This window comes from Pseudomonas sp. GD03842 (genome assembly GCF_029841165.1).
In the GTDB taxonomy this organism is placed as follows: Bacteria; Pseudomonadota; Gammaproteobacteria; order Pseudomonadales; family Pseudomonadaceae; genus Aquipseudomonas.
Window position 1 is genome coordinate 457,339 of record NZ_JAOCEA010000002.1, and the last position, 21,927, is coordinate 479,265.

Genomic DNA, 21,927 nt, shown 5'->3' on the forward strand with positions numbered 1-21,927 from the left:
AACGGGGCCGGCGTCAGCCGCCGGTCATGTTCATGAAGCGCACGACCTGCACATCGTCGTTGATTTCGAAGGTGTGCCGGTAGGGCTTGAGCTTCATGGCCTCGACAATGGCGGTCTCCAGCTTTTCCGGTTGGCCGGGGTTGGCCCTGAGGACCGCCTTGAGGTCCGCCGAATGCTCATTGCCCAGGCACAGTAGCAAGCGCCCTTCGACCGTCACCCGCACGCGATTGCAGGTGGCGCAGAAGTTGTGGCTGTGCGGGGAAATGAAGCCCACGCGGATATCCGGCGCTTCCGCGATTCGCCAGTAGCGTGACGGCCCTTGAGTCGACTCGGTAGAGTGGACGAGCGTGTAGCGCTCGGCAATGCGGTCGCGCACCTGCTCGCTGGAAAAAAACGACTCGGCGCGACTGTGCTCGCTGATCACCCCCAGCGGCATTTCCTCGATGAAGGTGATGTCCAGCCCTCGGTCGATGGCAAAGGCGACCAGATCGTTGATTTCGTGGTCGTTACGCCCCTGCATCACCACGCAGTTGAGCTTGGTTCGGGTGAACCCGGCAGCGTTGGCGGCGTCGATCCCGGCGATGACCTTCGACAGGTCACCGGTGCGGGTCAGGGCTTTGAAACGCTCCGGGTCCAGGCTGTCCAGGCTGATGTTGAGGCGCTTGAGCCCGGCCTCGAACAGCGGCGCGGCGAGCTTGTCCAGTTGCGACCCATTGGTGGTCATGCACAATTCGCGCAGCCCGGGGAGGGCAGCAATGTTCTTGCACAGCCCTACGATTCCCGAACGGACCAGCGGCTCGCCGCCGGTCAGGCGGATCTTTTTCGTGCCCAGCGCGACGAACCGTTCGGCGATCTGCTGGATTTCCTCCAGCGACAGAATCTGTTGGCGCGGCAGAAAGGTCATCTCTTCGGCCATGCAATACACGCAACGAAAATCACAACGGTCGGTCACCGACAATCGAACGTAATCGACTTTGCGTGAATAGCCGTCTATCAAAACCCGGTTGGACATGCGTTTTCTCGGCAGCGTGTTGCGTGGCAGATCAGGCGTCGTGCTATGAACGGACGAAGCACATGGCTCAAGGTTCAAATCTTCTGGCTGACCGGCGGCTCGACCATCACGTTATGCGCCCGTTCAGCTTTCGAATAGGACACGTAATACGCCAGACCGACGAAAATTGCACCCCCCACCGCGTTGCCCAGGAACACCGCGCCGATATTTTCCACGAAGACGCCCCAGTTCAACGCATCGGCAAAAATGGCCGCCGGGATCACGAACATGTTCGCCACCACGTGCTGGAAGCCGATCGCGACGAAGGCCATGATGGGAAACCACATGCCGATGATCTTGCCGGTGACGTCCTTGCTGGCGTACGACAGCCAGACCGCCAGGCACACCAGCCAGTTGCAGCCGATGCCGGAAATGAACGCTTGACCGAAGTCGGCACTCGCCTTGGCTTTGGCGATCGCCACCGTTTTGGCCAGGTAAACGCCTTCGGTCAGCCCCAGCACATGGCCGAAAAAATAGGCAATGAACAGTGCGCCCAGCAGGTTGGCGAAAGTGACCAGCGCCCAGTTGCCCAGCACCGCGCCCACTGAGATGCGCCCGGCAAACAGCGCCGTGGGGAGGGTCATCATGTTGCCGGTGAGCAACTCGCCGCCCGCCAGGATGACCAGGATCAGCCCGATGGGAAACACCGCTGCACCCAGCAAATTACCCAGCGAGGCCCATGGGCCGGGGATCATGGTGCTGACGTGAATGTCCAGCAGAAAACCCAGGGCGATGAAGGCGCCTGCCAGGAAACCCAGTACCAGGATCGCGGACACCGGCAGCCGGGATTTCTTCACGCCGGCCTCGATGGTGAGCTCGGCGATTTGTTGGGGGGTGTTGATGGACATGTGTTCAAACTCGCACGCAAAGGCCGATGGCACGACACTCAGTCACGCGCCTGGCAACGATTAATGATGGGTCAAGCGTCCGGTCTTGATGCGCGAGCGTGCTGTGAGCCACGGCGCCAATCCATTTGAGGGTGTCGGTGTGCGACTTCACACCGCATCGCAGAAACGCCAGAAAAAGCGTAATCAGGTAGTGAGCAAGCTACCGATCCGGGGCCAGAGCGTCCAATCGCTTGTTCCGATCATCTCATCGATATGCTCTATCGCCCGCTGTTTCGGTCCGCGTGCAACCCTTCGGGATGGCCCATGCGCGCGCAAGAAGACCGGCGGCGAGAGCGAAAGGCCATTTATCGCTATCCCCATTGCCAGCGAATTGGCATGATGCACTGGGGAACCGACAGCAGGATCGCCGATCCGATTGAGCATGTCGCTTTCTGCCAGCCCCCCTTATCAGCGTGAACCCATGACCCATCGCCCCGCGCCGCTCCCGCTTGACGAAGCTCGACGTATCGAGGCCCTGGAGCGCCTGCACATCCTCGACAGTCTGCCCGAGCAGGCCTTCGACGACATCGTCTCGTTGGCCGCGCTGATCTGCGAAACCCCGATTGCCCTGGTTTCGCTCATCGACCGCGAACGTCAATGGTTCAAGGCCTGCGTCGGCTTGCCCGTGCGCGAAACCCATCGTGATCAGGCGTTTTGCGCCCATGCCATCCTTCAACCGGCGCAACTGCTGATCGTGGAGGACGCTACGCTGGATGAGCGCTTCGCCCAGAATCCGTTGGTGCTGGGTGAACCCTTCATCCGGTTCTATGCCGGGGCGCCCATCGTGACCGAACACGGTGCCGTGCTAGGCACCGTGTGTGTGATCGACAGGGTTCCGCGCACTCTGAACCCGGCTCAGGCTGCCGCGCTCGAGGCGTTGGCCCGCCAGACTTCAGCCCTGATGCAGCTGCGCGAATTCAGCCTGCTCAAAGACGAGCAGACCCGCAGTTTGAGCCGCAAGGTGATCGACGCACTGGGTGATGACCGAACCGCCCATGCCCAATTGCGCCAGGACCAGCGGGTGTCGGTGATCGGGCAACTGACCAGCGGCATTGCCCATGACTTCAACAACCTGCTCCAGGCGATCAGCGCCAGCCTGCAATTCATCGAGCGCAAGGCGCAGAAGCCCGAAGACGTTCTACGCTGGGCTTCGGTCGGTCTGCAGGCCGTGAACAAAGGCTCGACCTTGATCGCGCAACTGCTGGCCTTCACCCGCCAGGACCCTTCGGCGCTCAGCCTGCTGGACGTGAGCGCGGAATTGCGCGGCCTCGAGGAACTGTTCGGCCGTGTGCTGAGCCCGGACATCAAGCTGCTTTTCGAGCTGGACTCGACGCCTGCCTGGGTGCTTTGTGACGCCACTCAACTGGAAGCTGCGGTTCTCAATCTGCTGGTCAACGCACGGGATGCGATGGGCGGGGCGGGGAGCATTCGCGTGGCGACCCGGGTGCTGTCACTCACCGATCACGCGGCGCTGAGCGACGGCGTCTATGTGGAGTTGACCGTCGAAGACGACGGCCCTGGCATTCCTGAAGCGATTGCCCGACAGGCGTTCGAGCCGTTCTTCACCACCAAGCAAGCCGGGAAGGGCACGGGGCTTGGGCTTTCGCAGGTATCGGCGTTCGCCGCCCAGGCAGGAGGCAACGTGACCTTGCAGTGCGGCGGCGCAGGCGGCACCACGGTGAGCCTGCTGCTCAAGATACGCGAGGGCGTAGACGGGACGATCGCGCAGGCGCCAGCCCACTCGGCAGCATCGGCAGCTGCTTTGCCAGCTCGGGGAGCGAAGGTCTTGCTGGTGGACGATGACGACCGCCTTCGAGACGTCATGGCCGGGCTGCTAATGGACGCCGGTTACGCGGTGGAGTCGGTGTCGAGTGGTTTCGCAGCGATTGAGTCGATACGCCGTCGCGTGCCGGATATCGTCGTCAGTGATTGCGCCATGGGTGATTTCAGCGGAGTGGCGCTGTTTCGCGTACTGCGCGAGATCTGGCCAGGGCTGCCGGTGTTGCTGCTCACCGGGCACGCGGATATCGAAGCGGTGCGCGCGGGCTGTCAGGCCGGCGCGGTGATCATGAACAAGCCTGTGAGCCTGGAAGGCCTGATTGCCGGTATCGAGGGATTGCTGCGCTAGACTGCCGCGCTGAGTTCGTTGGCAAACCCCACTCCTTGAGCAGGGGTTTGCCGTCAGAACGGGTTGCAGATCGCAGCCATGACCGGGGCATACACGCCCGGTGCGCTACCGCTCGATGGTTCGGCTCCAGCGAGCGTTCCACTCCGGACGCACCTGATTGACTTGATCCCAATCGATGGTCACCGCTGTTTCCAAGTACTTGTTCATGGCCTCGACCTGCCCGCGGGTGCGGTCGCTGGTCGGCGTTTTCGGATTGGACGGGATCTGGTCACCCAGTTCCAGCGCCGGAGATTGCGCCTGCGGAGTGAGCAGGAATTCCGCCAGTTTCTGCGCCAGCTCGGGTTGATCGTTATTGGCAATGGTGCATTCGGCGACGTTCAGCACCACGGCGCCTTCCTTGGGCGGCGCGTACTCAACGGGCACGCCTTTGAGCTTGAGCGCGGTGACCTGTGTCGGCGTCAGCGGGAACAGGGCGGCCTCGCCGGTCTGAACCATTTCGGAAATCTTTGCGGAACTGGCGATGTATTCCAGCACATTCGGCCCCACGGTCTTCGGCCACGCCTTGAAGCCGGGCTCGACGTTGGTTTCGGTGCCGCCCTGCAAGCGGTTGAACATCAGGAAGCCGTGCAGGCCGAAGGTGCTGGAGGCCAGCGACTGGAACACCAGCTTGTCCTTGTAGCGTTTGTCTGCCATGTCTGCCCAGGAAGTTGGCGCGCTCCAGCCGTTCTCCTGAAACATCTTGCTGTTGTACGCCAGACCGGTGACGCCCAGGCTCACTGCCACGGCTTCGTCCTTGATCTTGCCCTTGGCCGGAATGTCCGCGAGGGTTGCGCTCGGCTGAAGCTTGCCGCACAGCCCCATGGAAATCGCGCGGTACATGATGCCGTCGTCGAGAAACATGACGTGCATCTGCGGGTTGTCCTTGCTGGCCTGGACCTTGGCGAGAATGTCCGAGGAGGTGCCGGGGACGATCACCACCTTGACGTCGTTGGCCTTCTCGAACGCAGGCAGTACCTGATCGGCATACAGCCGTTCCATGGTGCCGCCGTTCATCCCCAGGTACAGGGTGGTTTGCGCATGGACGGTGGTCGATGCCAGTGCGGTGGCCGCCAGTGGCAGACCGGTCAGGGCGAGGCGTTTGAGGGATCTGAGGGTATTCATGGCTGCGATGTTCCTCTGAGCAAAGGGATGACGTTATCCGTGCGCGGGGGCACGGCAGGGGCAGGCGGTACCGCTTGAAATCGGGAAATCGAAAAGGCATCCAGGGCGATGTCGGGCGCCCCGTCGCAGACGATCTGCGCCAGCGCCTGACCCGCGGCCGGGCCGATCTGGAAACCGGAACCTGCAAAGCCGAAACCGTGCAACAGACCCGGTTGCGTGGCGCTGGCCCCCAGCACCGGTTCGCGGTCCGGCAGGTAGCCTTCGGTGCCGCTCCAGGTGCGGATCGCCTGTGCGCCTGCCAGCGGCGGGTAGAGTTCACCGGCGTTGCGCAGTATTTCCAGAATCGCCGCCTGCCCGGGCCGGGCTCTGCCCGGGTCGAGCGCGAAGCCCTGGCCACCGCCGAGCACGCAATTGCCCCGAGCGACCTGTCGTGCATAGATACCGCCGCCTTCGACGCCGGTGCTGACGTCCATGAACAGGGGCAACGGTTCGGTGACCAACATCGCCGGGTGGCCCGAGCGCATCGGCACTGGTTCGCCGAATTGTGCAGCGAGGTCGGCAGCCCAGGCGCCTGCGCAATTGAGCAGCCAGGGCGCGCGCCACTGGGTGCCGTGGGCTGTGCGAACTCTGAAGGCCAGGCCGTCATGGGTGACTTCAATGACGCGAGCCTGTTCCTCCACCTGAGCGCCGGCACGCCGCGCTGCAAAAGCGAATGCGGGAGAGACGAGCCGCGGATTGGCGTGACCATCGTCGGCGCACAGCGACGCTCCCACGGCAACATCGCCGGCCCAGGGAAAGCGAGCACGCAGCTGAGTGCGGTCGAGCAGTTGCAGGTTCAGACCGAAGCCCCGAGCCGCCCGTTCGTAAGCCTCCAGCGCTGCCATGTCCTGTTCGCTGCGCGCCAGTTTCAAATGGCCGGAGCGCTGGTATTCGCCATCGATGCCGATCAGGTTGTGCAGGTCTGCCCAGATCCCGTGCGCCCGTTGCGAAAGCGGTAACTGAGACAGCGGACGCCCTTGGCGGCGCACCCCGCCATAGTTCACGCCGCTGGAATGGGCGCCGACAAAGTCCCGCTCCAGCAAGACCACGCGCTTGCCCGTTCTGGCCAGAAACAGCGCGGCGGAGGAGCCGACGATGCCGCCGCCGATGATCACGGCATCCACTTCGCTGAATGCGCTCATGGCTCCATCTCCACGCCGAACGGCAAGGGTTTGATCGGTGCCTGGCCGCGCAGGCGACCCACGCTGGAAATGTCGCGACCGCTGGCCTGGGCGATGATTTCGGCCGATGCCGGCCCGCACATCCGGCCCTGGCAGCGCCCCATTCCGACCCGGCACATGGCTTTGACCCGGTTCACCTCCCAATGCCCCTCGGCGACGGTCCGGCGAATGTCACCGGCGCTGACTTCCTCGCAGCGGCAGATGGTCGTTTCGTCCGGCGCATCGGCCGCCCAGCGATCAGGGAAAGGAAAGGCCGTTTCCAGGCCATGGCGGAATCGCCGAATACGCTCGAGCTTGCCTTGCAGTTCGCGGCTGCGGGCAGCGTCGCGCTGCTGACCGATATCGCCCAGCAGGGTCAGGGCCGCCAGCTCGCCCGCCATCTCTGCGGCGTCGGCTCCCATGATGCCGGCGCCGTCTCCCGCCAGGTAAACGCCTTCCACGCTGCTGCGCGCCTGGTCGTCCCGGCGCGGCAACCAGGCGCGGTTCAGCGGGCACCAATCGAAGGCACAGCCGAGCAAATCGGCCAGTTGCGTCTCGCTGCGCAACGCATGAGCGAAGCCGACGGCATCGCAATCCAGCCGTTTCAATTGGCCGCCGTCGCGCCATTGCACGCTGCTGACACGCTGGCGCCCCAGGATGCTCTCCAGCACGACACCTTGATGCACCGCAATGCCATGGGCGGTGAGCCAGCCGCGGTAATACAGGCCTTTGGCGAGGGTCGCGGGCTGCCCGAGCAGGGCGGGCAGGGCGCGGGTCTGAGCCGAGAGCGGGGCGCTGTCGAGCACCGCCGCGACCTTCGCACCGGCTTTGGCGTACTGATAAGCCACCAGGTACAGCAGCGGCCCGCTGCCCGCGAAGACCACCTTTTCGCCAATCGCGCAGCCCTGGAACTTCAGCGCGATCTGTGCGGCGCCGAGGCTGTACACGCCGGGCAAGGTCCAGCCAGGTACAGGCAGGATACGGTCCGTGGCGCCTGTGGCAACGATCAGCCGTTGATACGGCACCTGTGTCGCGACGCCGTTGGCCAGTGTGTCGAGCGTTTGCGCTTCGGCGTTCCAGACCAGCGTTTCCGGCCGATAGTCGATCTGGCTTGCCAGGCGATCCAGAGTCGAATGCACGGCACGGGCTTTAGGCGCTTCAAATCCGTAGAGGGTCTTGGCCGAGCGCTTGAAGTGCTCGGGCTGACGGCGGTAGATCTGTCCACCGCCGCGCAGGCTTTCATCGATCAGGCAGGGCTGAACGCCATGGGCAACCAGCGTCTGCGCAGCGCGGATGCCGGCCGGCCCGGCACCGACAATGACGATATCGGCGCGTTTCACAGGCAGCGCCCCGGTTCGCGGACGACACTCAGCCCGGCCTCCAGTAGCGTCGAGCAGGCGCGCACTCGACGGCCATCCCCCAGCCGGACCCAACAGTCCTGGCAGGCGCCCATCAGGCAGAAGCCGGCGCGAGGCTCGGCGCTGAAGTCGCTGCCCCGCAAGCGGTCGGCGCCGGTGAGCACGGCGGTCAACAGGGTGTCGCCCCGCAGGCCTTGGGTCGGTTGTCCGTCGAGGGTGAAGGGCAAGACCTCGCGGTCGAGTTCGGCCAGTCGTTTCAGCAATGCCATGGTGCGCTCTCTGTAAGGCCGGTGCAGGGGTGAAGGATCAAGGGACGCGCCATCAGTGTCGTCCCACTAGAACGCGGTCCAGGCCGTAGACCCGATCCAGGATGATCATGGTGGCGGCTGTCAGGGCGATGACCAGCGCCGAAACAGCGGCCATCATCGGGTCGATGGATTCGGTGGCGTAGACGTACATGCGCACGGGTAATGTCTGGGTCGCCGGCGAGGTGACGAAAATCGACAGCGTGACCTCATCGAAACTGTTGATGAATGCCAACAGCCAGCCGCCGGCCACACCCGGCAGGATCATCGGCAGCGTGATCTGGCGGAACAGGGTGAAGCGGCTGGCGCCCAGCGATTCGGCGGCTTGTTCGGCACTGCGATCCATGCCGATCGCGGCGGCGAGTACCAGGCGCAACACGTAGGGGGTGATCACCACGACGTGGGCGAACATGAGCCAGACAAAGCTGCCGTTGACGCCCATCAGGGCGAACAGCCGCAGCATCGCCACGCCTAGCACCAGGTGCGGAATGATGATCGGTGACAGGAACAGGCCGTTGAGCAGGTTCCGCCCGGGAAACTGGTAGCGGGTGATCGCCAGCGCGGCGGGGACGGCAATCAGTGTCGCGAGGGTCGCCGCCACCACCGCCAGCAACAGGCTGTTGTAGAACGACTGGATGAAATCGGCGCGTTCGAACACCGCGCTGAACCAGCGCAGGGAAAACCCACGCCAGGGCAGGCTCAGGGTGTTTTCCGGGGTAAACGCCACCAGGCACACCACCGCCAGCGGCGCCAGCATGAACACCACCACCAGGGCATGAAAGAACAAGGCCAGCGGGCCATTCTTGGACATCGGTTATTCCCCCAGGGATTTCTTGTAGCGGCCTTCCACCAGCCGGTTCCACGACAGCATCACCAACAGATTGATCAGCAGCAGCGCGACGGCGATGGCCGCGCCCATGGGCCAATTGAGTTCCGAGAGGTATTGGTCATAGACGGTGGTTGCGACCATCTTCAAGCGACGCCCGCCCAGCAGCCCCGGAATGGCAAAAGAGCTGGCCGACAGGCCGAATACGATGAGGGTGCCGGACAGCACGCCGGGCATCACCTGCGGCAGCACCACCTGGCGCATGACCGTGGCCTGGCTTGCGCCCAGCGACAGCGCGGCCTGCTCGGCCGACCGATCGAGCTTTTGCAGCGACGTCCACACCGGGATGATCATGAACGGCAGCATCACGTGGACCAGCGCCAGCACCACGGCGAACGGGGTATACAGCAGCTTCAGTGGACGCCCACCCAGGGCCTGGATGGCCTGATTGATCAACCCGTCGGCGCCGAGCAACAGGCTCCAGCCGAATGCCCGCACCACCACGGAAATCAACAGCGGGGTGAGAATCAGGATGAGGAAAATCGAGCGCCATGGCGTACCCATTCGGCTGAGGATGTACGCCTCCGGAACACCGATCAGCACGCAGAGCAGCGTGACCAGTGCGCTGATCCAGAACGTGCGAAAAAAAATCTCGTAGAAGTAGGAATCGCTGATCAGGTTCAGGTACTGGGCGACCGTCCACTGATCGCCTTTGACGCCCACCTCGTAATCGAACACGTTGAACGACAGCACCAGGGTGAGCAGCAATGGCAGCACCAGCAGGCCGATGAACAGCACCAGTGCCGGTGCCGAGAGCAGATAGCCGCGCCCGCTGTCGCGTAACAGGGTGCTGCCGCTCATACCGCGACCTCATCGGTGTTCACGATCCGGAGCAAGGTTGCGGGCCAATCCAGGCCGACTGTCGTGCCCTCTTGCAGCGGCGCCTGGCCATCGTTGCGACGGACGACGGTGATTTCGCCGATTGTCGTTTCAACGCGGTACAGCCACTGACTGCCCAGGAAGTAACGGGTGATGACCCGTCCCTGCAGGCGGCCTTCTCCGGCAGCGAGCAGGTCGATTTTTTCCGGTCGCAGGCTCAGGGTCAGCTCGCCGTCGCCGTGCTGCTGTCGGACCTGCGCCGCGCCGTTGCCATCGCGGTCGCCGCGCAGCAGGTTCGCCTTGCCCACGAAGCCGGAAATGAAACGCGTACGAGGGTGCTCATAGAGCGCGTAGGGTTCGTCGATCTGGGTAATGCGCCCGGCTTGCATGACCACCACCCGATCACTGATGGACAGCGCTTCGGCTTGGTCGTGAGTGACCATCAGCGTGGTGATGCCCACTTCGCGCTGAATCCGTCGGATCTCGAACTGCATTTCTTCGCGCAAATTCGCATCCAGGTTCGATAGCGGCTCGTCGAGCAGCAGCACAGGCGGCTCGATGACCAATGCGCGGGCCAGGGCCACGCGTTGCCGCTGGCCGCCGGAGAGTTCACGTGGATAGCGCTCGGCATGCCGGTCCAGTCGCACCAGCGCCAGCACCTTGGTCACCCTGCGCTGAATCTCGCTCGCCGCCACTTTGCGCATTTTCAAGCCGAAGGCGACGTTGTCGCGGACGCTCATGTGCGGGAACAAGGCATAAGACTGGAACACCACACCCAGCCCCCGGCTGGCGGGCTTGGCATGGGTGATGTCACGGCCGTCGAGCAGGATGTGGCCCGAGGTGACCTCCACGAAGCCGGCGATCATCTGCAGGGTCGTGGTCTTGCCGCAGCCGGAGGGGCCGAGCAGCGACACGAATTCGCCTTTTGCCACCGACAAGTCAGTGGCGACCACCGCATCGACGGCGCCGTAGCGTTTGCACAGGGCCTGAAGTTGAAGAAATGCCATGGCTGCGTTCCACCTCGTATTCGTGCATGCCGGGGCATGCGTTTTTATGGGCAGATGCGAAAGAGAAAAGCGCGGGTGCTTGGGGTGCTAGCACGCTGGACGTTGGCGCTCGATCGGGTCGGCTGCCGCTGTTATTCAAATCGCCCTGTGGACTGATCCTAGGCCGAAGCCTAGGATGGCCTCAACGATGAATTTCATTGAGCGAGATTTATTTTCGAGTTTATTCGCTCAATGAATTACCTAAGGTTTGGGAAGAATATGAATTCCACTGAACGAAATGATCAAACTGGCGATGTGGGTGTGGGTGCGGTGTCGCGACTGTTTGCGGTGCTGCGCTGCCTGGGGGACGGTCCGCCAGGCGGTGAGCGCGCGAGCCAGGTCGCGCAGCGGATAGGGTTGTCACAGCCCACGACCCATCGCCTGCTGCACAGCTTGCTGGATGAGGGGATGGTCGAGCAGGATGCCCGCAGTAAACGCTACCGCCTGAGCCTTGAGTTTTTCGCGCTGGCGGCAAGGGCCGGGCAGACCGGCAATCTGCGCGATGTGGTGCGGCCGAGCTTGCTGCGCTTGTCGGCGTCGCTCGGGGATTCGCTGTTCCTTCTGGCCCGCAGTGGCTTCGACGCCGTTTGCCTGGACCGCAGCGAGGGGCCGTATCCGATCCGTACCTTTACTGGCGACATTGGCGGCCGCGTGGCCCTGGGCGTGGGGCAGGGTAGCCTGGCCATTCTCGCGTTCCTTCCCGAGGAGGAACGGGACACCGTGATTCGCTACAACCTGCCGCGTCTTCGGGACTTTCACCTGTACGACGAAGTCATGCTGCGATCGGAAATCGACAGCGTCCGGCAGTTGGGCTACGCCGCACGCAATACCGGCGTGCTCGAAGGCATGGCGGGTCTGGCGGTGCCGATCCTGGATCGCGAAGGCCGGGCGGTGGCGGCGTTGAGCGTGGCGACGATCACCGACCGCCTCAATGCCGGGCGCATGCCAACCGTCGTCGAGATGCTCAAGCGCGAAGCGATGGCCATCGGGCAGAAGATCAACCCGTTCGATCCGGTGCTGAGGCGGCCGTCGCAGGTGTTCGGGCAATAGGACGGATTTTGAGCGTGGCCGCCGTTCAGATGCACTGATCGGGGAAAACACGATCAGCGACTCCATTGAGTGATGGCGGGTGTTCGCCAAATGGTTGACTGGCCTTTCAGACGAACCTTTGACGCTTTCCGACCGTCTGTCGGGTCTGCATCACGGCGTTTAAAGAACCCTATCCCAGAGTCGAATCAACCTATGTACGCCCGCTGTTTGCATCAGCTTGAAATGGCGGCACAGGGATGTGGCAAGCAGGCATTTTCGGACGATTCCGAAGACCGCAGTCCTTCCCTGATGAGATTCCCGTATGTCCAAATCCCTGAGATTGCAGATTCTCGCGCTGCTCAGTGGCAGCCTGGTGCTGGTGCTGCTGATCGCACTGGCCTGTTTTCATTTCCTATCCAGTAACGTGCATGCTTATCGCGGCCTGTTGGACGGGCCGTTGCAGGCCTCGCAGCGGGTCGATCAGGCGAACCTGCAGTTCAAGGTGCAAGTGCAGGAGTGGAAAAACGTGCTGCTGCGCGGCAAACAGACGGCCGATCGCGACAAGTTCTGGGGCCAGTTCGAGGAACAGGAACGTCTGGTCCAGGATACCCTCGGGCGGTTGAGTGCCATGAGCGACCTCGATTCGGCGACCCGCGCTCGGATCGACAAGCTGCGCGAAGAACACCGGGCGCTGGGTCTGGCCTACCGCAAAGGGTTCGAGGCATTCGTGGCGGCGGGCGCTGATCCGGTGGCCGGCGATCAGGCGGTCAAGGGCATGGACCGGGCAGCCAGTGAGCAGATGAGCGCGCTGGTGGTCAGCCTGCGCGAACAGAGCGATGCACAATCGCTGATGATCAGCGATGCCGCCGACCGAACCATCCTCATCGGTACGCTGGTGATGCTGGTCTCGGCCTTACTGGTGGGGGGGCTGGCGCTGTGGGTCGTCAACCGCAACATCGTGGGTCCGATCGGCCTGCTGATCGACTACGTCGCGCAATTGAGCCAAGGGCGCTTCAGCGACCGCGTCAGCGTCACCCGTCAGGACGAACTGGGGCGCCTGGCGGTGGCGGCCAACACCTTGCGCGATTTTCTCGCCGACACCTTCAACCGCCTCAAGCGCAGCACCACCGACCTGGATAGCGCCGGTGGCGAGTTGAAAGCCATTGCGGCGTTGATGGCGCAGGGCACTCACGAGCAGTTCGAGCGTACCGATCAGGTGGCCACCGCGATGACCGAGATGTCGGCCACTGCGCAGGAGGTCGCTCGCCACGCTGCCCAGGCGGCCAACGCGGCGGATGAAGCGGATCGCAACTCCCAGGACGGCAGCGAGGTGATGAACGCAACCATCACGGCGATTACCCGGATGCGCGCCGAGATCAGCAACACTGCAGATGTGATCCGACGTCTGGAAAGTGACAGCGGCCGCATCGGCAAAGTGCTGGAGGTGATCCGCGGCATCGCCGAGCAGACGAACCTGCTGGCCTTGAACGCGGCCATCGAGGCGGCGCGCGCCGGGGATGCGGGCCGCGGCTTCGCCGTGGTGGCCGATGAAGTCCGAACCCTGGCCCAGCGCACCGCCGCCTCGACCGCCGAGATCCATCAGATCATCAGCTCGGTGCAAACCGGTGCCATCGATGCGGCGCAGGCGATCGAAAGTGGTCAGGCGCGTAGCCAGGAAAGCGTTGATCAGGTGGCCCTGGCCGGTTCTTCGCTGGCGCGCATCACGACCGCTGTGGAGGCGATCCGTGACATGAACCGGCAAATTGCCACGGCAGCGGAAGAACAGACGTCCGTGGCCGAAGACATTTCCCGCAACCTGACGGAGATCACCGCCATTGCCACCACCAACCAAAGCAACGTACAGCGCACGCAAACCGCGAGTCAGGACCTGCACGTCTTGTCGGTGGGGCTGAACGACGTGATTTCGCGGCTCAGTGCCTGAACCGGGGAGCGCATCGAAGCGCTGACGCTGGCCTCAGCCCTGGCGAAACACCAGGGTTTTGAGGCCGCCCTCCGGGTCGATGTCCGCGAACTCCGGCGGGTTGGGAATGCGCTGTTCGAAGCGCAGACCGGGTGCCTCCCGCATGACTTCCTCGATCAGGAAATCCGCGCCCAGCGACGGGTCGTTCATGCATGCCAACACCGTGCCCTCGGGTGTCAGCAACTCAGGCAACTTGCGCAGCACGCGCTGGTAATCCTTGGTCAGGAGGAAACTGCCTTTCTGAAACGATGGCGGATCGATGATCACCAGGTCGTATGGCCCGCCGTGCTTGACCTTGCCCCAGGACTTGAACAGTTCATGGCCAAGAAAACTGACCTTGGTCAGGTCGTGGCCATTGAGCCGATGATTGTCTCGGCCGCGGCTCAATGCCGCGCGAGACATGTCCAGATTGACCACGAACGTGGCGCCGCCTTCGAGCGCGGCCACGGAAAATCCGCAGGTGTAGGCGAACAGGTTGAGCACGCGTTTGCCTGACGCGTTGGCCCGCACCCATTCCCGGCCGCAGCGCATGTCGAGAAACAGGCCACTGTTCTGCTTCTTGCCGAAATCCACGCGATAGCGCAGCCCGTCTTCAACGACGGTCCATTCTTCCGGGCACTCGCCGAACAGGGTTTCGGTGGCGCTGTCAGGCAAGTAACGGTGTTGCAACAGCAAGGTCTGGGCACCGCTGTCATGCCACCCGGGCGTTTGAACGACTTCCCTCAGCAGCGCTTTCAAGGCGTCCAACTCGTCGGCGGCCGGTGCCTTGAACAGCGCCACCAACACCACCCCCTGCATCCAGTCCACTGTCACCTGCTCCAGACCTGGCCAGCGTCGGCCCCGCCCATGGAACAGTCGGCAGGTTTGCGCAGGGGCGGGGCAGAGGGCGGCGAGCAGGTGTTGACGGAGGGTATCGAGGGCGGTGGCGTTCATCGGGGCGCGGGCGTGGGTCGGCAGTGAAAGAGGGCGGCAGTTTAACCGCAATCAGTGCGCCAGTGCCTGTAACGCTTCGAGCACTTGGCGCAACGCCTTGTTCACGGGTTTGTCCTGCCTCAGGACCAGGGCCAAAGTGCGACTGAGCGGCGGTGTAAGCGTCTCCACCCGCAAGCCGCGCCGATGATGCTCAGCGGCCACCGACATGCGCGGCACGATGCTGTAGCCCAGGCCGGCGGCGACCATTTCCTTGATGGCTTCGACACTGCCCAATTCCATGATCGGTTTGACCCGAAGACCCGCTTGCAGGTACCACTCATCGATCAACAAGCGGGTGCTGCTGCCCGCCTCGAACACCACCAGCGGCAGACGCTCCAGTGATGTCGGCGTCAACGGGGGGTGGATGCCTGGCGCCTCAGCGCTGAAGATCGCGACAAACTCGTCTGCCAGCAACGGGCTGATCGACAGGCTGCGCCCAGCCGCCGGGAGGGTGACCAGGGCCAGGTCGAGGCGGTTTTCCTCCACCGCGCGCAGGATGGCATCGGTGTTACCGGTACTGACCCGTACGTCGAGATCCGGAAAGTGATGTCTGAGGTTTTGCAGCATAGGGGGAAGCAGGTGGATGCAGGTGGTCGCCCCCGTACCGATCGCGACCTGACCGGCGATGCCAGCGGCGTGATGGGCCAGTTCGAGCAACGCCTCTTCCACGACAGCGTCGATGCGCCCGGCGTGGTCAAGCAGTGTGTCGCCAGCGGACGTCGGTTTGATCCGCTTGCCGACCCGCTCGATCAGGCGCAGGTTCAGACGCGCTTCCAACTGCCGGATGTGCAAACTGACCGCGGGTTGAGTCAGGCCCAGACGTTCGGCTGCGGCGGAAAAACTGCCGTGTCGGATGACCTGCGCGAAGGTGTGCAGGTGGATGAGGTTGAGGCGGTGCATGGCAAAGTTTTACTGATGCTGAGGATGACGAATCATAGCTTTGTTTCGTCTGGGCGGCGCGGCATCATGAGTCCGTCCCGATCCTCTGACCAAGAAGACGTTCATGCCTGAAGCCCTTATTCTGCGCGACGCTGACGAAGACGATATGCCCGCCGTGCAGGCGATCTACGCCCACCATGTGCTGTACGGCACCGCCAGCTTCGAGTTGGAGCCCCCCACAGTGGATCAGATGCGCCAACGGCGGGCGGACCTCCGTGCCCATGGCTTGCCCTATCTGGTGGCCGAGCAGGCCGGGGAGATCGTCGGCTATGGCTACGCGACCCTGTATCGCCCGCGACCGGCCTATCGTTTCACCGTCGAAGATTCGGTGTACGTGCGTGAAGGCATGGCGGGGCGGGGCATTGGCCAGGCGTTGTTGAGCCGGGTCATCCAGAGGTGCGTCGAGAACGGACGCCGCCAGATGGTGGCGATCATCGGCAACAGCGAAAACATTGCCTCGATCCGACTGCACGAGCGCCTGGGCTTTCGACGGGTCGGGGTGTTCGAGGCTGTGGGATTCAAGCACGGTCGCTGGCTGGATACGGTGATCATGCAGCGCGAACTGGGCGAAGGGGCGGCCAACCACCCCGAGGACTAGCCCGCCATGGGTTGCGCCGAGGTGGGTGCCGAGGGTGGCGCGGTATTTCGATCGGCGTGCCGAGCGGTTTCCGGTACGCCCAGCCAGAGCAATGCACTGGCGACCGCCGCGATGCCAGCCAGGGTCAGGAAGGCGGCGCTGTAACCCGCCTCATGAATCACCATCCCCGCCAGCCCATTGCTCAATGCTGCGCCCAGGCCGAATACCGTCGAAATGGCGCCCAGGCTGACATTGAAGCGGCCAGTGCCCTGGGTCAGGTCCTTGACCACCAGGGGCATCAGCGCGCCGAAGGCGCCAGCGCCGATACCGTCCAGCAATTGCACGCTGACCAGCCACCAGGGGTTGTCCGAGAGCACGTACAACACGCCCCTGAGCGGCAAGATAATGAAGCCCGCCAGTAACAGCGGCTTGCGCCCCCACTGGTCGGCCTTCGCCCCCACCAGCCACGCCACCGGTACCATCACCAGTTGGGCGGCGACGATACAGGCCGAGGTCAGGGGGGTGGCCAGTGACATGTCGATCTGCGAAAGCTTCTGGCTGACCAGCGGCAGCATCGCGGCGTTGGCCAGGTGAAACAGGCCGCAGCACACGGCGAACAGCATCAGGGGCCGGTTGTGCATCAGGACCGACAAGCCGCTTGGTTGCTCGTGGGCGTTGTCGACAGACTGGTCGAAACCCCGCGCGACGTCATGATCGATCGCCTCGGCATCGACGAAACTGACTGCGATCACGCTGGCGACGGCCATGAAGGCCATCAGGTAAAAGACAGCGATGGGGCCGAAGGCCCAGGACAACCCTCCAGCCAGCAGAGCCGCGCAGGCGTTGCCCGCATGGTTCCAGGTTTCGTTGCGTCCAGTGCGTCGGGTAAAGGCTCGCGGGCCGGTGATGCCGAGCGAAATCGCCGCGATGGCCGGAGCGAACACGGACCCAGCGATCGCGCTCAGGCTCTGGGTGAGCGCAACCCAGGTAAAACTGTGAATGAAGGGCAAGATCAGGCAACTGGCCGTCACCAGCAGCGCGGCGATGGCGACCACCAGCCGTTTGCTGCGGGTGCGGTCAATCAGCGCACCCGCTGGCGTCTGGGTGATCAAAGCGGCTATACCGGCGATGGTCATCACCAGGCCGATACTTGCCGGATCCCACTTATGGACGGCCAGCAGGTAGATCGCCAGGTAAGGCCCCAGCCCGTCGCGCACGTCTGCGAGGAAAAAGTTGAGGCCGTCCAGTGAGCGGTTGTTACGTCGTTCGGAAGAGGTGTCGTTCACGGCTGGCCTCGCCACATGGGTTGCGCAGCCGGGAAGGGCGCTGCATGCGATAAATGACAGGCGAAGCGGGGATTTGGTTCGCCGCCGGGCGCGGGACTTTTGCCCGTCTGACAATTGTGTTTATCGCCCCGATATTTGAATCCCATGCGAGGCAGGCATAAGCTTCGCGCCATTAATGAGGGCCCGGTTGCTGTGTGCGGGCCCATGTACGCCATTTTTGATCAGGAACTGCCATGTCCAGTCTGTTTCCCGCTGCCCGTCCACGTCGCCTACGCAGCAATGCCAACTTCCGCGCGCTGTTTCAGGAAACCGAATTCACCTTGAACGACCTGGTGCTGCCGATCTTCGTCGAAGAAGAAGTCGACGACTTCGTCCCGATCACCAGTATGCCGGGCGTCAGCCGCATCCCCGAGTCGAAGCTGGCGCAAGAAGTCGAGCGTTACGCCCGCGCGGGCATCAAATCGGTGATGACCTTTGGCGTTTCCCACCACCTGGACGCGACCGGCAGTGACACCTGGCAGGAAAATGGCCTGGTCTCGCGCATTTCGCGCACGATCAAAGATGCCGTGCCGGACATGATTGTGATGTCGGACACCTGCTTCTGCGAATACACCGATCATGGCCACTGCGGTGTCCTGCACGGCGACCACGTCGATAACGACGCCACCATTGAAAACCTCGGCAAACAGGCGGTCATGGCAGCGCGCGCCGGCGCCGACGTGATCGCGCCGTCCGCGGCCATGGACGGGCAGATCAAGGCCATTCGCACCGCGCTGGACGCGGCGGGGTTCACCCAGACACCGATCATGGCGTATTCGACCAAATTCGCCTCTTCGCTCTACGGGCCTTTCCGGGAGGCCGGCGGATCGGCGCTCAAGGGCGACCGCAAGACCTACCAGATGAACCCGATGAACCGACGCGAAGCCCTGCGTGAATCCCTGCTGGACGAAGCCGAGGGCGCCGATGCGCTGATGGTCAAGCCCGCTGGCGCTTACCTGGACATCATCCGCGATATCCGCGAAGCGTCGAACCTGCCGTTGGCGGCGTATCAGGTCAGTGGGGAGTACGCGATGATCAAGTTCGCCGCACAGGCCGGCGCCATTGACGAACACCGCGTGGTGCGTGAGAGCCTGGGCGCCATCAAGCGTGCGGGCGCCGATCTGATTTTCACTTACTTCGCGATGGACCTGGCCTTGGCGGGTATCTGACGCCAGAGCGCCCCTTCCTCCGGCGTGATCGACATTACGATCACGCCCACCCTGCGCGTTCGTGCCGCGTGAGGCCGTTGCCCAAAACCTGGCTTGGCATGCGGCGGCTCCGGGCGGTGCGCCAGGGCAGCTTGCGAGTGACCGCTATCGCCCGCCGCGCTGCCCGCCGGGGCACTTCTCGTCGGCGGCCGAGACTTCGAACGGTCGGTGACTTCGTGTGTCGTATACAGGGTCCGGATTTGTTAATGTGTACGCCCATTCAATCAGTGCCGACGTTTTCTGGCACCCATCCCGGTGTGTCTGTCTCAGGCAGGCTGGGGTGAAGGAGACCGACTTTTGACCCTGAGCCCGGCACTTGAACAGAGCGCGATCGATCAGTGCGCCCGCGAGCCCATCCAGATCCCCGGCAGCATCCAGCCTCAGGGGTTTTTGCTGGTGATCGAAGAGGCAGCGATGACCGTTGTCCAGGTCAGCGCGAACGTGAGCGAGTGGCTGGGGATTGCGCCGCAGGCGCTGATCGGCCTGCCGCTGTCCCAAGTGTTCGATGACGCCGAACGATTGATCGCGCGGTTCGCGGCCTTGCCTGAAGAGGATCAGAACCCTTTTCACGTCGGCGATGTTCGCTTTCTGGAGGGGATCCAGGCTGGCAAACCGATCGCGATGATGGCCCACCGGCACGATCAGGTCCTGATTGCCGAATTCGAACCGGCCAGCGACATGGGCTCGGCCTACGGCAACGTCTACCCCTTGATGCGTACCTTCATCAGCCAGATGCAAGAAGCCGAGAGCATCGAGGCGCTGTGTCAGCGTTCGGTGGCGGAGGTCAAACGGATCACCGGTTTCGGTCGCGTCAAAGCCTATCAGTTCGATGCAGAGGGCAATGGGCTGGTCATCGCTGAAATGGCTGAGCCGGATTACCCGACCTACCTGGGGCTAAGCTTTCCTGGCTCCGACGTCCCGGCCCAGGCCCGTGCCTTGTACCTGGCCAACCGTATCCGGGTCATCGAGGACGCCAATTACCAACCCTCGCCGCTGGTGCCGCTCGACAACCCGGTGACCGGGGCGCCGCTGGACCTGAGTTTCGCCACGTTGCGCAGTGTGTCGCCCGTGCATTTGCAGTACATGCGCAACATGCAGACCCTGGCGTCGATGTCGATTTCCATCGTGGTCCGGGGGCAGTTGTGGGGCCTGATTTCCTGTCACCACGCAACGCCACGTGCCGTCAGCTTCCAGACCCGCACAGCCTGCGAACTGCTGGGCAGTGTGCTGTCGTTGCAGATCGAAACCAAGGAAGCCCAGGCCAGGACCGAGCGCATGCTCAGCCTGCGCCGCCAGATCGTGCAGATGCTCGCCGCCATGGCCGACCTGGACAGCGTGATCGGCGGTCTGCGGGCTGTACCGGACGTGCTCCTGGCGTTCGTGGGCGCCTCCGGTGCCGCAGTGATCTCCGAATCATCGCTCGATGTCTACGGAGAGACGCCGGGCCACGGGCACATCCAGGCCCTGACCCAGTGGTTGAGCCAGCGGGGTTCCCACGACGTGTTCAAGTCCGACAACGTGGGGCGCGACATTCCCGAACTGCCCGAACTCAGCCGCTCGGTGAGTGGCGTCTTGGCCATGGCGATTTCGGAGTTGCACTCCAACTACATCATTTGGTTCCGTCCCGAACAGACACGTGTGGTGAACTGGGCAGGCAGGCCGGAAAAGGCCGTCGACGATAGCGGCTCCTTGAGTCCGCGTCACAGTTTCGCGCTTTGGCAGGAGACCGTGCGCGGCTTCTCTCGGCCATGGGACGAACTGGACACTGAGGGCGTCATCGAATTGCGTGCTGCCGTGCTCGGCATCGTACTGCGCAAGGCCGAGGAAATGGCCGCGCTGGCGGACGAACTGAAAAAGTCCAACAAGGAACTCGAAGCGTTTTCCTACAGCGTCTCCCATGACCTTCGCGCGCCGCTGCGCCACATCGCCGGCTACGCCGAGCTGCTGGGTGACACTGAAGGTGGCAAGCTTTCCGAAAGAGGGGTGCGTTTCCTCGATAACATCGGTGAGTCGGCTCGCTTCGCTGGCACCCTGGTGGACAACCTGCTGAGCTTTTCGCAAATGGGCCGTTCGGCCATGCGCTTCTCGGAAGTCGACCTCAACGCCATGGTCGAGGCCATGCGCAAGGAGATGCAGCCCGACTACGAAGGGCGTGACTTGCAGTGGCTGATCCCCGAGCCGCTGCCGGTGGTGATTGCTGACGCCGCTTTCCTTCACCTGGCGATGCGCAATCTGTTGGCCAATGCCATCAAGTACACCCGAACGCAAATCGCCGCCGTGATCGAGATCGGCAGCTATGAAGAAGACGGGAAGGTGGTGGTGTACATCCGCGACAACGGCGTGGGCTTCGACATGCAGTACGCCAGCAAGCTGTTCGGCGTGTTTCAGCGCCTGCACCGCATGGAGGAGTTCGAAGGCACGGGCATCGGCCTGGCCAGTGTGCGACGTATCATCGAGCGCCACGATGGCTCAGTCTGGGCTCAAGGCGAACTGGGACAGGGCGCCACCTTTTACTTTGCGTTGCCCAAGCGCAGCTTGACCGTAACCCTTTGAGTGTCCGAGGAGACGCCCAATGCTCAAACCCATTCTTCTGGTGGAAGATAACCCCAACGATCTGGAGTTGACCCTGGTTGCGCTGGAACGCAGCCAATTGGCCAACGAAGTGATCGTGCTACGCGACGGTGCCGAGGCGCTGGATTACCTGTTTCGCCGCAACAACTGGCACGATCGCGCGGCGGGCAATCCCGCGGTGATGCTGCTGGACCTCAAACTGCCCAAGGTCGATGGCCTGGAGGTGCTCAAGGCCATTCGCGAGAGCGAAGAGTTACGCAGCGTGCCGGTGGTCATGTTGACGTCGTCCCGTGAAGAGCCGGACCTGCAACGCGCATATGCCTTGGGAGTGAACGCTTACGTCGTCAAACCGGTCGAATTCAAGGAATTCGTCTCGGCAATCTCCGATCTCGGGGTTTTCTGGGCCGTTCTCAATGAGCCGCCGCCCGGTTCACTGCGACTGACACGCCGTCCGGGTTCCTGATCGCCGACACCTAGAGGCCCGA

At 63.2% G+C, this 21,927-nt stretch carries 19 protein-coding genes; 7 read left to right on the plus strand and 12 right to left on the minus strand.

Translation table 11 applies throughout. The features are described 5' to 3' along the window. Positions 1-13: 13 nt before the first annotated feature. Complete coding sequence (moaA, locus tag N5D61_RS04575) at positions 14-1,012, minus strand: GTP 3',8-cyclase MoaA (RefSeq protein WP_279891059.1); 999 nt, start codon at positions 1,010-1,012, stop codon at positions 14-16. Positions 1,013-1,086: 74 nt separating this feature from the next. Further along, complete coding sequence (locus tag N5D61_RS04580; protein WP_279891060.1) at positions 1,087-1,899, minus strand: formate/nitrite transporter family protein; 813 nt, start codon at positions 1,897-1,899, stop codon at positions 1,087-1,089. 460 nt (positions 1,900-2,359) lie between these two features. Between N5D61_RS04580 and N5D61_RS04585 the strand changes: the two genes are divergently transcribed. Continuing rightward, entirely contained in the window at positions 2,360-4,066 is a 1,707-nt protein-coding gene (locus tag N5D61_RS04585) for a response regulator (RefSeq protein ID WP_279891061.1), read from the plus strand. A 105-nt stretch (positions 4,067-4,171) separates the two neighbouring features. Here N5D61_RS04585 and N5D61_RS04590 read toward each other — a convergent pair whose 3' ends face one another. From N5D61_RS04590 to N5D61_RS04620, 7 genes are read right to left on the minus strand one after another with little or no spacing between them, the layout of a single operon-like run. Continuing rightward, complete coding sequence (locus N5D61_RS04590; protein ID WP_108239698.1) at positions 4,172-5,227, minus strand: ABC transporter substrate-binding protein; 1,056 nt, start codon at positions 5,225-5,227, stop codon at positions 4,172-4,174. Beyond that, positions 5,224-6,408, minus strand: a complete 1,185-nt coding sequence (locus tag N5D61_RS04595; RefSeq protein WP_279891063.1) for an FAD-binding oxidoreductase — start codon at positions 6,406-6,408, stop codon at positions 5,224-5,226. Before N5D61_RS04595 ends, N5D61_RS04590 begins: the two co-directional genes overlap by 4 nt. Further along, entirely contained in the window at positions 6,405-7,766 is a 1,362-nt protein-coding gene (locus N5D61_RS04600; RefSeq protein WP_279891064.1) for an FAD/NAD(P)-binding oxidoreductase, read from the minus strand. The genes N5D61_RS04595 and N5D61_RS04600 overlap by 4 nt, the downstream gene beginning before the upstream one ends. After that, complete coding sequence (locus tag N5D61_RS04605; RefSeq protein ID WP_108239695.1) at positions 7,763-8,053, minus strand: (2Fe-2S)-binding protein; 291 nt, start codon at positions 8,051-8,053, stop codon at positions 7,763-7,765. The genes N5D61_RS04600 and N5D61_RS04605 overlap by 4 nt, the downstream gene beginning before the upstream one ends. 52 nt (positions 8,054-8,105) lie before the next feature. Continuing rightward, on the minus strand, positions 8,106-8,900 hold the full coding sequence (locus N5D61_RS04610; protein WP_279891067.1) for an ABC transporter permease: 795 nt from the start codon (positions 8,898-8,900) through the stop codon (positions 8,106-8,108). 3 nt (positions 8,901-8,903) lie between these two features. Beyond that, entirely contained in the window at positions 8,904-9,776 is an 873-nt protein-coding gene (locus N5D61_RS04615) for an ABC transporter permease (RefSeq protein WP_279891068.1), read from the minus strand. Continuing rightward, the gene (locus N5D61_RS04620) at positions 9,773-10,801 is read right to left on the minus strand and encodes an ABC transporter ATP-binding protein (protein WP_279891069.1); all 1,029 of its coding nucleotides are present in this window, start codon (positions 10,799-10,801) and stop codon (positions 9,773-9,775) included. Before N5D61_RS04620 ends, N5D61_RS04615 begins: the two co-directional genes overlap by 4 nt. A gap of 258 nt (positions 10,802-11,059) precedes the next feature. Between N5D61_RS04620 and N5D61_RS04625 the strand changes: the two genes are divergently transcribed. Then, a complete protein-coding gene (locus N5D61_RS04625; RefSeq protein ID WP_279891071.1) occupies positions 11,060-11,890 on the plus strand; it encodes an IclR family transcriptional regulator in 831 nt (276 codons plus the stop codon). Between the two features lie 301 nt (positions 11,891-12,191). Then, positions 12,192-13,811, plus strand: a complete 1,620-nt coding sequence (locus N5D61_RS04630) for a methyl-accepting chemotaxis protein (protein ID WP_279891073.1) — start codon at positions 12,192-12,194, stop codon at positions 13,809-13,811. 33 nt (positions 13,812-13,844) lie between these two features. Here the strand turns inward: N5D61_RS04630 and N5D61_RS04635 are convergent, their stop codons facing one another. Both N5D61_RS04635 and N5D61_RS04640 read right to left on the minus strand, forming a co-directional pair. Next, positions 13,845-14,783 (minus strand): class I SAM-dependent methyltransferase, encoded by a 939-nt coding sequence (locus N5D61_RS04635; protein WP_279891074.1) that lies wholly within the window; start codon positions 14,781-14,783, stop codon positions 13,845-13,847. 51 nt (positions 14,784-14,834) lie between these two features. After that, on the minus strand, positions 14,835-15,722 hold the full coding sequence (locus N5D61_RS04640; RefSeq protein ID WP_279891076.1) for a LysR family transcriptional regulator: 888 nt from the start codon (positions 15,720-15,722) through the stop codon (positions 14,835-14,837). A 103-nt stretch (positions 15,723-15,825) separates the two neighbouring features. Here N5D61_RS04640 and N5D61_RS04645 point away from each other — a divergent pair, with 103 nt between their 5' ends. Then, positions 15,826-16,359: a GNAT family N-acetyltransferase gene (locus tag N5D61_RS04645; RefSeq protein WP_279891078.1), complete on the plus strand. Its 534-nt coding sequence runs from the start codon at positions 15,826-15,828 to the stop codon at positions 16,357-16,359. On the opposite strand, the gene N5D61_RS04650 is transcribed toward N5D61_RS04645, so the two are convergent. Next, positions 16,356-17,624: an MFS transporter gene (locus N5D61_RS04650; RefSeq protein ID WP_279891080.1), complete on the minus strand. Its 1,269-nt coding sequence runs from the start codon at positions 17,622-17,624 to the stop codon at positions 16,356-16,358. The two genes, N5D61_RS04645 and N5D61_RS04650, sit on opposite strands and share 4 nt — an antisense overlap. Before the next feature lie 233 nt (positions 17,625-17,857). Between N5D61_RS04650 and hemB the strand changes: the two genes are divergently transcribed. From hemB to N5D61_RS04665, 3 genes are all read left to right on the plus strand, one after another. Beyond that, positions 17,858-18,832: a porphobilinogen synthase gene (gene hemB / locus N5D61_RS04655; RefSeq protein WP_108239686.1), complete on the plus strand. Its 975-nt coding sequence runs from the start codon at positions 17,858-17,860 to the stop codon at positions 18,830-18,832. 336 nt (positions 18,833-19,168) lie between these two features. After that, the gene (locus N5D61_RS04660) at positions 19,169-21,424 is read left to right on the plus strand and encodes an ATP-binding protein (RefSeq protein ID WP_108239685.1); all 2,256 of its coding nucleotides are present in this window, start codon (positions 19,169-19,171) and stop codon (positions 21,422-21,424) included. A gap of 19 nt (positions 21,425-21,443) precedes the next feature. Then, on the plus strand, positions 21,444-21,905 hold the full coding sequence (locus N5D61_RS04665) for a response regulator (protein ID WP_108239684.1): 462 nt from the start codon (positions 21,444-21,446) through the stop codon (positions 21,903-21,905). Positions 21,906-21,927: the final 22 nt, after the last annotated feature.